Raw genomic sequence first — 13,061 nt, 5'->3', positions numbered from 1 at the left:
AAATTAGATTATTAATTTGATTAAGCTTTCTGCATTTCCTGTTGGAACGTGATCTCAATGAATTCGGCCGGATGCGATACCGCAACCTTTACGGCGACGATCATTCGTCCGTTCTGAATGTCATCGTTGGTCATAGTCTTACCTAACCCAACGCTTACCGAATAGGCGTCTGCAGGTTTCGGACCCACGAGCCCTCCTTGTTTCCATACACCGGTGAGAAAGTTCGAGATCATGCTTTGTACATTTACCCATGTATTTGCATCGTTGGGTGCAAACACATAAGCCTTCGCAGCCTGTTTGATGGATTGCTCCAGAAAAATAAGTGTGCGGCGAACGTTGATGTACCTCCAGTCGTTAGAGTTACCATCAAGGGTTCTCGCACCCCATACCATATTTCCCATTCCTTTAAAAGCCCTAATTGCGCATACCGACTTACCATCCAGGGGCACATTGAGGTCCTCCTGCATGTCGTGGTTTATTTTAATTGCCGGTGCGATCACACTTTGCATAGCGACGTTTGCCGGAGCCTTCCAAACTCCTTCGGTACTATCTACCGATGTAAATACCCCGGCGATTCCTGCACTAGGAGGCATTAAATTCAAGGTTCGCTGTACATGATCTAATACCTTCGTATAAAAGGAACTCTGATTTCTAATAGCATCATCGGCCATTTTGCGTTCTTTCGCCTGGTCGTCGCCCAATTTTTTAAATAGAGGAAATTTTTTTGCATCGTAATCTCCTTTATAATCCTGAGCGGTTAGATAAGAAATCTTCACGTCGAAATCTCTCGCTTTATTAAAAATTTTCTGCCCGTTCTTGTTGGTGCTATCCAATACGGGAGCATTAGACACGTTAAATTCAGCTCTCAGAGCCTTGTCCAATACCTGAAAAGCATCATCGGTTAAATTCTTATACGAAAAATCCGACTCCTGGAAAATAGTAGTGTGTAACCAGGGGTAATACGCAGCGGCATAGCTATTGGATTTCGCGTTGATCGGACTTACTCCCGATCTAAATTTATCTACGGTCGATTCCTTGATGTCCTTTTCCTCATATCCTCCCGGAATATCTAGTAACGCTACCCTGCTTGGCATATCATCCCCACAATGATTGATCATTGCATTTTGAATGGTATAGGCATCGGCTGCTTCAAATTCAACAAGGTCCGGGATCACAACCATAGTTGGTTCGGATTCCTTTTTCAATAAGGTTAACGCATCCGTAAATGGAGTAGTAGAGTCGAATTTTGTGAGCCCATCTTTATAAGCTCCTATACTCATTACAAAACAATCTGCGCCTCCATTGGCATAGAAGAATTTGAGCGCTCCGTATAGACGGTATTTTACCGTGGCAGCCTGTATGGCATAATTCTTATCACCGAAGGAAAAATCCGGGTCTTCGGCAGGATCTTCGGCAATATCGAATTTGATATGCGGAGCTTCACTTCCAAAATAAGTGAGGAAATCTGCAAAAGATGAGATCTTAATCGGTTGTTTCAATAAGCTTTCTCCTCCGTAACTCGTGTTTTGTGTATAACCAATGAATACCGGAACTGCGGTTTCCACAGGTACAACGGCGTTTCCAAATGCATCCAGTTCCTGAATATATACGCCGGGGGTTTTATGTATTGTTGACATGATTTAGTTTTTTAAATTAATTAATTGTTGTTTGTCTGTGATGACTACTATCCGCCATTGGCAATAGTGAGTCCTTCGTGAGCAAGTTCCAGTGTTTCCACAGCTACTTCGTTGGCATCCGATTTCATATCGGTACCGGTAATTTTGGTAGGCCACGCGTTGCTGAGGGTCCAGGTCATTGTTGGCTTAGCCGATTCGTCCAGTAACTGTATCACTACTGTCTCCCGTTTTATGGTATTCATCTTTATTGCGTCATACCACTTCCAGAAATTATTGTCGTTCACAAAAATTCCTTTTTTGAGGGTTACATTACCGGTCTTTACAATGCCCGGCATCTTTATGGTAGAGAACACTTTGTTATCTCCATGCCTGTATTCGATAGGCTGTGTTTCGGTGTCCAGTCCGGAAACTTCCTGAAATGAAACCGTTTTATCCTGTGAACCAAGGTTTACAGTAAAGTAAAACTTTGGTAAGGGCCACGTACTCCCTTGTTTTGATCCATCATCTGCCATGATTTTATATTTTTATAAGTTAATAATTAGTTAGTTATGCTTTCTGCATTTGTTGCTGGAAGGTGATCTCAATGAATTCGGCCGGATGTGATACGGCTACTTTCACCATCACTCGCATGATTCCTAATTGGATGTCTTCATTGGTCATAGTTGTCCCTAATCCAACACTTACCGAATAGGCGTCCGCAGGTTTCGGACCCACGAGCCCTCCCTGTTTCCATACGCCGGTGAGAAAGTTCGAGATCATGCTCTTTACAGTTACCCATGTATTTGCATCGTTTGGCGCGAACACATAGGTTTTGGCTGCTTCCTTAATGGATTGCTCCAGGAAAATAAGTGTGCGGCGAACATTGACGTACCTCCAGTCGTTAGAGTTACCATCAAGGGTTCTCGCACCCCAAACCATATTGCCCATACCTTTAAAGAAACGGATCGCGCAAACAGATTTACCATTAAGCGGTACGTTTAAATTTTCCTGCATATCGTTGTTGATCTTCACCGCGGGAGCGGTTACATTCTGTACAGCTACATTAGCAGGAGCCTTCCAAACACCATCTGCATTATCTACCGCCGTATATATGCCGGCCATTGCGGCACTTGGTGCCATGAGATTAAGTTGGCGTTTCACTTTTCCCAAGAGTATGGGATACTGCTTGCTTAAATTCTGAAGCGCAGCATCTGCCTCATCGATGGTAAGTTTTCCGTCATCGCTCATCCCTTTATTGGTAAAAGAGCTGATCGCATTTGCATGATCGACACTAATTCCTTTTACAGGATCTGTGAACTCTGTGGTTAATAAGGTGGCGACATTGGCGTACGAATCCTCGATGAGATTTTTATACGATACGTCCGCAGACTGATAAACTGTGGTATGTAGCCAGGGGTAGTAGGCGGCCGCATAACTATTGCTCTTCTGAACCGTCCCACTTACCCGATCTCTAAAAACATCTACACTGGCTGTAGGATTATCTTCCGGTTCATTGTAGCCGTTTGGAATATCAAGAATAGCAACTCGACTTGGCATTTCTGCGCCACAATGATTGATCATATATCCCTGTATAGAATAGGCTTCGTCTAAACTAAATTCCACGACATCCGGAATTACAAGCATGGTTGGTTCTGCCTCTTTTTTCAACAGATCTATTGCTCCAGTTACGTCATTGGCGTCCAGGTCTGATCCAACTTTTCCAACACTTAAAACATAACAGTCTCCTCCGCCATTCGCATAGAAGAACCGCATGGCACTATGCAATCTGTGAATTCTGGTAACATTCGATATGTAATAGTTTGTACCTGCGTATTCATAGTCTGCAGGTTGCGGACTAACATCATAGCCGGATTGTGGCCACGTATCCTTTCCTTTTGGTCCATAGATTAGATTCTCTGTGGTGTCCACATAGTAGGAAGTAGGCGCGCCGTCACTTTCGGTTGGAGCTTTTGTTCCTATAGCAGGGTTTGTTATTTCGGGCCAGGTGTCGCCAGCTCGCGGGCCATATACTTTCTTTTTCACCGTATCGATAAAATATGCTCCATCACCACCGTCGTTGGCAGTTGGCGCTTTTGTTGAGGAAATAACAGTCCCAATGGGTTTAGGCCATTCTCCTCCCTTTTTAGGGCCATAGAGTTTAACGGCGCTGGTATCAAAGAAATAATTCCCAACAGCACCTTCATCGGTTGGAGCTGCCGTGCCTTTGAGCACATTAACTCCGGTGGACCATGCGGCTTTCGCGGGGCCATACGTTTTTTTCGCAGCTGTATCGTAGTAGAAGGCTCCAGGTTCACCAACGGTTTTATCAGGAGCAACTTTTCCTGTTAAAAGATCGAACGTGGTTTTAGGCCATTCTCCACCTTTTCTTGGACCGTACCATTTTTCGGCCTTGGTGTCGATATAATAGTTACCATCTGCACCATCCGAACTGGTTGGAGCTGTGGTTCCTGTTAATACGTCCGCTCCGGCAGGCGACCAGTTAACGTCTTTGGTGTAGATCTTCGTCTGATCAAAGTACAGATCGCCCGCAACTCCCAACGTGTTAGCCGGGCTGCTCTTATCAACAAACAATCGTCTACCTCCAAGATTCACACTTGCGATATTATCGATCGAAAATTTGATCTTTGGTCGTTTATCCTGGTCCTGGTCCTCAAAAATAGACTGAAATTGCGCCAGGGAGGTTATCTTCACCGGGTTATTCACCAGGCTCTTTCCGTTAAAGGAGGTCTTTTCGGTATACCCTATAAACGCCGGTACGGCGGTTGCTACGGGTACCACAGAATTCCCAAAGGCATCCAGTTCCTGGATATATACCCCCGGGGTTTTCATTGTTGTTGACATAAAATTTGATTTAAGTTATACATATATTATTGCTGTTGCTAGTAAAGGAATAACTGCTCCGTCTCGTTCCTCTCCGAGAATGGACTCCGGAATTTGATTAGGCAGCTTAATTTCCAGGTCTTTTGTTACATTGAGTTGTGTATTGGTGTATCTTAGTTTTAACAAGGGATAATTCGTTATAGTGTACTTCAATGGCAAGGGAATATTCGATGTCATTACCAACGCGGAAACATCATGGGAAAGTTGTTTTTTTACGGGCCCTTCGTAGGTCTCATTATAAATGCCTTCGATCTTAAGATCGCCCTCTTCCACTTTCATATTCTCCCTTAAGATAATTTGATATTGCCACAGTAATTCTCGCGATTTAAAGGAGAGTTTTAATTTTTTGTTGGGATCATTCTCGCTAACTATATCATGGATATCAAGCAGTAACACTCCTATTGTATAAAGTGGGAGATCTCCATTTGGCGGAGCATGATCGAGTTGTAACTCTTCTTCTCCGGGGCTGTTTTTCAGATACAGGATATCGGTATTGTTCAACGGGATATTGGAGGTGTAGTTTTTAAAGTTACTATCCTCGTGATAGAACTGAAAATGAAGCGTATTTAACCCACTGAGTGCTTCAGCCAGATCGAAATTTTCAGTTTCTGAAATACCACAGTAAAAGGTAAAAATGTTCCTATTTACATTTATCTTGATATTATAATTCTGAACATCCCTTTCCGATATAGGCAAAGGAGAAATTTTAAAATGTTCGGAAACACCATTCGGATAAAACGAATGAGTTATTTCTAATTCGAGAAATTTAAAATACGTCACGGTCATATTATTTAGAATCTGCTTTCCCCTCAAGACCAAATATCGACGGGGTTTGTTTTTTAATTCTTTCGTCACTTAAGGTGATCATCCTCATCTTGTATAATAAGGAAGGCACATACTTTGCTCCTATCCCGCTCCAGATATGACTCAACTCATTCACTGGTAAATTCATGATCTCAAGCGTTAGTTTGGTTAATGGTTCCTGCATTTCCGGATTTACATCACTCGTAAAATAGGGGTTGGCCTGAAACACCGTAATGACCGCCGATAACATTTTAAGGGCTTCCAGATAATTCTTGGAGTCAAAATTGGCGGACACCAGTAAATATATATTGAGGTGTACCGGGGGTGCGATCTTGCCATAAGTGTTTCCGGTTTTCACATTGAAATTTCCACTAGATTTCACATAGGTTTCATGTTCCACATTGATTATGGATAAAACGATCTTATTATGCACGTTATCGGCGATACTTCCATCCGGATTTGTGAGGCTGCTAGGCACCACCATATCGGTGTCCAGTCCATATTTCAGACTTATTTCCTGGTTCAGGAATTTGGTTAAAAATGAAAGTGCTTTCGATATCATATTTTTATTTTTTAGAAACTAATGTTTTAATTGCCCCCTGAGTTGCTCTTGCAAAATAGATCCCGGCGATGCTTACCATGTAACACCCCATGAATAAGGGAATTTCGCCGAGCATTTCACATATATATTCGATGGTCACACCACTTGCCAGTTCATCCAAAAGGTATTTAAAGATGAAGGCCATGGGAGCTGCCAGGATTAGTGCGAAAAGCACCCATAAAAATTCTTTTGCCATAAATTTTTTAACGGCTTTCAGAAATTTCTTTAGTTTTCCTTCCTCGGCAGCCATCGCTGCCTTTGCGTCTGCCAGCGTTCCACTCATGGTAATTCTCTTTTAATTTTCTGAACATATCGGTTTACAAAATATATGCCCGATGCCCCTATCATAAATCCTGCGACCATTGCCAGAACTGCGTTATCAATTACACCCTGCCATCTTAGAATAAACAATGCCAGCAGGAAAATAAATGCCATATAATAAAAGGTATAAGCTCGACTGCTGAAAAAGTACATTCTGGTTTCGGGATGAAACATAGCCATTAGAAAACCGGCTCCTCCAAAAACAACCAGAAAGGCAAGGGCAAATAATAACACAGACTGGTATTCTTTTATATTCTGAAGTGATTGTGAAAGACTTTTTAATTTATCCCAGAAGGAAGGGTCGGCTGTTCCCTTCTTCGTTTCTGTAGTTTTTGTTGCCCCCCTATTCGTGCCGGGACTTAGCACAGTCGCTCCATTAGAACCGCTGGTTGTTGCCGAAGAATCTGTAACGTGATTGTTTGTACCATTTTGAGTGATAAAAGGAAGACTATCCCGTTTTTCACACATAATTTCTTCAATACTTTCCCATAAGTCGTTATAACCTTTGTCATATCCTAAGGCCCAAATACCCAGGCCATTAAGATCCTTTTCTCGTATCATTTCTAACTTTGATGCTAGGGTAGTGCTCGTGTCGAACCAGCATTGTCTAAATTGATTCTTACCTCTGCTATCGGTAGTTATATAGCTATAATAGGCAGTATTACTTATCGGGTCGATACGTAGCTGCGAATTACCCAACTTGGCCTTAATATATTCGTAGGTTCTTGGCCCAACATATCTGTCTACCGCCGAACCGATCGCCCCGGTTTTAGTCTCCCATATATGCCCGTAGAATGGCAATGCCATAATTAATTTAGTGGACGGTATCTTTTGTTCCAGGTAGTAGTCTGCCGAAGAATTTAGGTTAAAGGGTTCCCAGATATCACCGCTGCAAATAGGATCGACCGGGCCGGCAACTTTACTTTCACTTCCGTAGTAATTATATCCCATGATCACAAATTGATCAACTATGGGAATGAGGGCACTATAATCTATGGCCTTGGCCCAATCAACAGCTGGCACAGTGATATAAATCTTGTACTCCTTATCTTCTTTGTCCAACTCCTGTCTAAGGAGAGTGATAAATTTTGAAAAGTCGTTTTTTTGCTGATTGTGAATGTCCTCAAAATCGATACACACTCCATCCGCCCTGTCTTTAATTAATTCCTTTAGAGAGGCGATAAGGGTGTTTACAGCTTTGTTATTTTTAAGTAGTTTTTTATTTGCCGATTTGCCAAAATTGGTAACTGTGAGCAAACTGCGTTTTTTATTGGATTGTAAAGAATCTACTAGCGGAGTAGAGGTCCAGTCGTGAATACTCTTGGCCTTTCCGGTGTTTGGGTCCACTTCGTATGAGAAATATGCCACGGTGGTTAACAGTGAATAATTAAGCGACTTATGAAGATCTTTATCCCAATATGGATACCATCCAAAGACTTCTTTTTTCAAAGCCATGGTATCGGTTCGCACATAAGGCGATACTTTTAGCCCTAAAGAATCATAGTTGATAGTGTAGTTTTTCTCGAGCCCCTGCTGTCCTGCATATTCGTGATGTTTCCTAAATTTCTTTTCGGCTTTAGACAATTCATCTACCTTGATGAGTCCGAAAAGTATCTTCTTTTCAGAGAGTTCAGGTGTGCAAATCGTATCTAAGGTCTGACCATAAATTTTATTGCCATTAGAGATAACACATATTAGTATTGAGACCAATAACTGAAGAGTCAGTATGTGAGATCGTTGTAACACGTTCTATCCGGTTAAGTTAAAAAGGAGCACATTGATTGTGCTCTAGGATAATTTTAATAATAAGTTGCAGGGATTATCGAAACGTACTTTTTCCGAAGAAGAAGGCTGGTTAGTTTTATTGATAATTTTGCATAGTAATAGTATGAAGATTTAATGCAAGTACCTATAAGTAGTTATACGTAATTCGTTATAAAACAGCCTAATGAAATTAATTTAAGGGTTTATACGTAATAAAATGGATCTATGTTGTGCTATCTATAACATTTGCCTGTACCAATTAATCTTCTATTTTTGCATGACAATGAACACTAATAGAATACATAATCCGCTTGAGCGTATAAACCTGTTCCACTATCGCGCATCCGTAAAATGGTCGTGCGATACCGGGCGTTATGTATTAAAATTATGAGACAAATATTGTACTGAATCATATATTTTAAGGACGTCCGATATTTTCGGACGTTTTTTTTTAATTTTTTTTCTGAATATGAATGAATAATCAAAAACATAAAAGAATTCACTTTTGGAAGTTAACCGGCTAATGCACAAATCGTTGTGAGATTGTCCGATAATCTGCAATTCGCGGACAGGATCTTTATTGCATAAAAACTCTTTAAGTACCTGAAAATCAAATAAATAAAATGATTAAATTGTTTTGAAATTTAAAATTTGTTCTCATCTTTGCATCCGAAATTATCACAACTAAAAACAGAAGTTACATCCAGGATGGTTTCTTTTGAATTAAAAATTAAAATTATAGAAGCTATGTGTTTATTTATGTACACGACCGATTTTCATGTAAATGAAAAGCAAGTAACGACCCGGCTTCGGAACAAATATTAGTAATATCAATATTGCTATGTAAGATCCGAAGCACACCTTACTGTTTCGGATTTTTTTTGCCTTGTAATTATGGCACATTCTGCAACAGAAGGAAAGACAAATTCAAATCATTTAATTAAAACAGAATGGAGGCTAATACATCTAATTTATACCTTTTTAAAGCATTGGAAGCATATCCTTACGAATTGGCGCAAGCTCTCGAAAGTTTAAACTATGCTTTAACATACGATCCTGAGAACGTTCGGGCCTTATGTCTCATGGCAAAGATCCAGGACGAGCAACTTGGTGAATATGAAGTGGCGAGATCTTACTATGAGCGTGCTCTAGCAAACCGTCTGGATATTCCAAATGTCTATCCGGATTTTATCCGCTTGCTCATCAATTACGAAGATTTCGATGAAGCTCAGAAGTTGATAGAGTTTGCCAGGACCGTAAAAGGTATCGACAGAGCAGGAATTGAACTTGCGCAGGCACAGCTTTTCGAAGCGAAAGCCATATATAATGAATCTTTGGATTCACTTACAGATGCAAAACAATTTGCTATGAACGGTGAGTTTATATATTATGTGGATGAGGTGATTAAAAGGGTTAAGAAAAAACGTGAAGTTGTAAACAACAGAACACGCAAGATCGAAGAAACCCCAAAAGAACCCGTACGCGAAAGCTCAATACCTAAATGGTTGTCTGATCGACTCAACAACCTTTTGTAGGATCCCCCGATATCACCGGGGGATTTTTATTACAGTTTAAATCTTTCAAACATTTCCCTATCCAGTTGTTCCTGATGATCGGGATGTGCAATAGAGATCAATGCATTGGCTCTTTCTTTCAAACTCTTTCCAAACAAATTTACCAGGCCGTATTCGGTTGCTACATAATGCACATGCGCGCGCGTAGTGGTCACCCCTGCACCTTGTTTCAAGTAAGGAACTATCTTTGAGATTCCTTTGGCAGTGGTGGAGGGCATGGCAATAATGGGTTTACCTCCTTCACTCAAACTCGCACCACGGATGAAATCCATTTGTCCGCCAACTCCCGAAAACTGATACGGACCAATTGTATCTGCACAAACCTGTCCGGTGAAATCAATCTCAATCGCACTGTTTATGGCAGTTACTTTTGGCTGTGATCTAATTCTATGGGTATCGTTAGTATAAGCGGCCTCTTTAAAATGAACACTGGGATTGTCGTCCACATAGTCATACAGACGTTGTGTACCTACCGCAAAACACGTTACGATCTTTCCCTGTTTTATTTTCTTATGCTCCCCGGTGATCACCCCTAGTTCTATTAAAGGAAGTACTCCGTCACTAAACATTTCGGTGTCGATTCCCAGGCCTTTATGATTTGTGAGGTTTTTAAGTACAGCATTCGGGATATTCCCAATCCCCATTTGTAAGGTAGCTCCGTCCTCTACAAGCCCGGCTACGTGTTGCCCGATCTTCTCCTCAACTTCAGAGGGTTCGGTTAAGGATGCATAATGAAGTGGGGTATCAATGTGTACTCCAAAATCAATTGAGTTAATGTGTATGATGCCATCACCGTGAGTTCTGGGTACACGGGGATTTACCAGTGCCACAACTTTTTTTGCCTTTTCGAGTGCGGGCAAAGCGATATCTACAGAGACACCTAGGGAACAATAACCGTGCTTATCCGGTGGAGAAACTTGTATAAAAGCTACATCCAGTGAAATGATGTTTCGTCGAAATAAAAGGTGTATCTCGCTCAGGAAAATTGGGATATAGTCTCCCTTGTTATTATTAATACCTTTGCGCACGTTGCCACCAACAAAGCAACTGAAAATATTAAAGGAAGCGTCGTAAGGTTCTTCCATATACTTAGCTTTCCCTTCTGTATGGATCTGCACGATCTTTACATCACTAAGTTCCTCGTATCTATCGCAAAGCTTATCTATTAGGAGATTAGGGGTCATGGCGGCGCCCTGAAAAAATACGGTATCTCCACTTTTTACAATGGAAACGGCTTCTTCTGCAGTAACAATTCTCATGGGATCAAAATTATATTGAATGCAAATTACCGTTTAATCCAATAAAGCAGTTATGACGAAAGTCAATTTTGGAAGAATTTATCCTAACGCTAATTGCGTACTAACTAATTTTTACTCCATTTGGGACATCGTCGTCGGGATTTACAAATACCAATTTTCCATCGGGAGTTTCGGTCATTAAGATCATGCCTTCACTTTCCACTCCCCGTAAAGCACGTGGAGCCAGGTTAACCAATACAGTAACACGTTTCCCCACCACTTCCTCGGCGGTAAAGCTTTCGGCTATACCAGACACAATGGTACGCGAGTCTATGCCCGTATCTACTTTTAAAACCAAAAGTTTCTTGGTTTTGGGCATCTTTTCAGCAGAAACAATAGTACCCACCCGCATATCCAGTTTTGTAAAGTCATCGAAAGTAATAACATCTTTCTGTGGTTCCACGCTTGCATTCATAGCTTTATTTTCTTTTTTACTGGCTTCAAGTTTTGCAAGTTGTTCTTGAATTTTTTCGTCCTCTATCTTACTGAAAAGTAATTCACCTTTCCCAATTTGATGCCCAGGCGCAATGAGTTCTTTTTCTTCTGAAATGTCCTTCCAGCTAGTAACAAGATCCCTCATGCTATTTCCCAGGATACGATTTAGTTTGGCTGAAGTGTGAGGCAGAAAAGGCTCGCTTAGAACCGCGAGCGCTGCTGCGATCTGCAGTGCGACATACATCACCGTTTTGGTTCTTGCCTCATCTGTTTTGATTGTTTTCCACGGCTCCTCGTCGGCCAGGTACTTGTTTCCAAGTCGGGCAACATCCATAAGTTTTGCCTGCGCCTCTCTAAATCTATACCGTTCTATAGAACTTGCGACAACTTCCGGAGCAGCCCGGAGTTCATCAAAGGTCTCCTTGTCTACGTTAGAGAATTCGGATGGCTGTGGGGTTTCTCCATCGTAATATTTATGCGTTAGCACCACCACGCGATTGATGAAATTTCCGAAGATAGCCACCAATTCATTGTTATTCCTGGCCTGGAAATCGGCCCATGTAAAATCGTTGTCCTTTGTTTCGGGAGCATTGGCCGTAAGGACATACCTAAGCACATCTTGCTGACCGGGAAATTCCAGGAGGTATTCATGCAGCCATACTGCCCAGTTCTTACTCGTGGATATTTTATTTCCTTCCAGGTTTAAAAATTCGTTGGCAGGGACATTCTCCGGCACTATATAACTTCCTTCAGCTTTAAGCATGGCTGGAAAGATGATGCAATGAAAAACAATATTGTCCTTACCTATAAAATGTAACAGCTTGGTGTCTTCACTTTTCCAATATGGTTCCCAATCCTTTCCTTCTCTTTCTGCCCATTCACGCGTGGAAGAGATATATCCTATGGGTGCATCGAACCAAACATAGAGTACTTTTCCCTCGGCACCATCTACAGGAACAGGAATTCCCCAATCCAGATCGCGAGTAACCGCCCTTGGGCGTAATCCATCATCGATCCAGGATTTACATTGCCCGTACACGTTGGTTTTCCAATCTTTTTTATGGCCCACTAAAATCCATTCTCTCAGCCAATCCTCGTATTGATCCAGTGGCAGAAACCAGTGTTTTGTTTCCTTTTTCACCGGTTTTGCGCCCGAGATAGCACTTTTGGGGTTAATAAGATCTGTGGCATTATGTGAAGTTCCGCAATTCTCGCATTGATCTCCGTAACTCTCCTCGTAACCACACTTGGGGCAGGTACCTACTACAAAGCGATCGGCCAGGAATTGATTTGCTTCTTCGTCGTACAATTGTTCGGTCACTTCCTCCACAAACTTTCCGTCATCGTAAAGTTTTTTGAAAAATCCTGAAGCCGTATCGTGATGTATCTTCGCCGAGGTTCGAGAGTAATTATCGAAAGTGATCCCAAATTCCTCGAAAGATTTTTTTATGATCTCATGATATTTGTCCACAACCTCCTGTGGGCTGATCCCTTCCTTTTTCGCTTTGATCGTAATGGGAACGCCGTGCTCATCACTACCGCAAACAAAAGCAACGTCCATTCCTATTAGACGCTGATATCGTGCATATATATCGGCTGGTACGTAGACTCCGGCCAAATGGCCAATATGTACAGGGCCATTGGTATAAGGTAAAGCGGCTGTTATGGTAATTCTCTTGGGATCGTTCATTTACTATAGAAATTCAGACTTGATTGTGAACAGGCACAAAAATAGCGATTTTATCTT

General features: G+C 41.6%; 10 protein-coding genes. 1 reads left to right on the top strand and 9 read right to left on the bottom strand.

Going from position 1 to position 13,061, the window contains the following annotated elements:
* Positions 1-20: 20 nt before the first annotated feature.
* Genes C5O00_RS04385 through C5O00_RS04350 form a run of 7 tightly spaced genes read right to left on the bottom strand, consistent with a single transcriptional unit; the run spans position 21 to position 7,953 of the window.
* Positions 21-1,637, bottom strand: coding sequence for a contractile injection system sheath protein (locus C5O00_RS04385; protein WP_105215279.1), 1,617 nt, complete (start codon positions 1,635-1,637; stop codon positions 21-23).
* Between the two features lie 47 nt (positions 1,638-1,684).
* On the bottom strand, positions 1,685-2,149 hold the full coding sequence (locus C5O00_RS04380) for a phage tail protein (protein ID WP_105215278.1): 465 nt from the start codon (positions 2,147-2,149) through the stop codon (positions 1,685-1,687).
* Positions 2,150-2,183: 34 nt separating this feature from the next.
* Positions 2,184-4,478: a contractile injection system sheath protein gene (locus C5O00_RS14620; RefSeq protein WP_244593027.1), complete on the bottom strand. Its 2,295-nt coding sequence runs from the start codon at positions 4,476-4,478 to the stop codon at positions 2,184-2,186.
* A 15-nt stretch (positions 4,479-4,493) separates the two neighbouring features.
* A complete protein-coding gene (locus C5O00_RS04365; RefSeq protein ID WP_158676777.1) occupies positions 4,494-5,297 on the bottom strand; it encodes a hypothetical protein in 804 nt (267 codons plus the stop codon).
* A gap of 7 nt (positions 5,298-5,304) precedes the next feature.
* On the bottom strand, positions 5,305-5,883 hold the full coding sequence (locus tag C5O00_RS04360; RefSeq protein ID WP_105215274.1) for a contractile injection system cap protein: 579 nt from the start codon (positions 5,881-5,883) through the stop codon (positions 5,305-5,307).
* A gap of 4 nt (positions 5,884-5,887) precedes the next feature.
* Entirely contained in the window at positions 5,888-6,205 is a 318-nt protein-coding gene (locus tag C5O00_RS04355) for a hypothetical protein (protein WP_105215272.1), read from the bottom strand.
* Positions 6,202-7,953 carry a glycosyl hydrolase family 18 protein gene (locus C5O00_RS04350; protein ID WP_158676776.1) on the bottom strand — a complete coding sequence of 584 codons (1,752 nt, stop codon included), beginning with the start codon at positions 7,951-7,953 and terminating at the stop codon, positions 6,202-6,204. The genes C5O00_RS04355 and C5O00_RS04350 overlap by 4 nt, the downstream gene beginning before the upstream one ends.
* A gap of 1,004 nt (positions 7,954-8,957) precedes the next feature.
* Here C5O00_RS04350 and C5O00_RS04345 point away from each other — a divergent pair.
* The gene (locus C5O00_RS04345; RefSeq protein ID WP_105215268.1) at positions 8,958-9,542 is read left to right on the top strand and encodes a tetratricopeptide repeat protein; all 585 of its coding nucleotides are present in this window, start codon (positions 8,958-8,960) and stop codon (positions 9,540-9,542) included.
* Positions 9,543-9,571: 29 nt separating this feature from the next.
* On the opposite strand, the gene C5O00_RS04340 is transcribed toward C5O00_RS04345, so the two are convergent.
* Together C5O00_RS04340 and metG are read right to left on the bottom strand one after the other, a co-directional pair.
* Positions 9,572-10,840, bottom strand: coding sequence for an acetyl-CoA hydrolase/transferase family protein (locus C5O00_RS04340; protein ID WP_105215266.1), 1,269 nt, complete (start codon positions 10,838-10,840; stop codon positions 9,572-9,574).
* A 100-nt stretch (positions 10,841-10,940) separates the two neighbouring features.
* Complete coding sequence (gene metG, locus C5O00_RS04335) at positions 10,941-13,004, bottom strand: methionine--tRNA ligase (RefSeq protein WP_105215265.1); 2,064 nt, start codon at positions 13,002-13,004, stop codon at positions 10,941-10,943.
* Between the last annotated feature and the right edge of the window lie 57 nt (positions 13,005-13,061).

Origin of the sequence: Pukyongia salina, from assembly GCF_002966125.1 — a bacterium.
Lineage (GTDB): Bacteria > Bacteroidota > Bacteroidia > Flavobacteriales > Flavobacteriaceae > Pukyongia > Pukyongia salina.
Note: the sequence above shows the minus strand (reverse complement) of the source record. Positions and strands in the feature narration are given on the sequence as shown.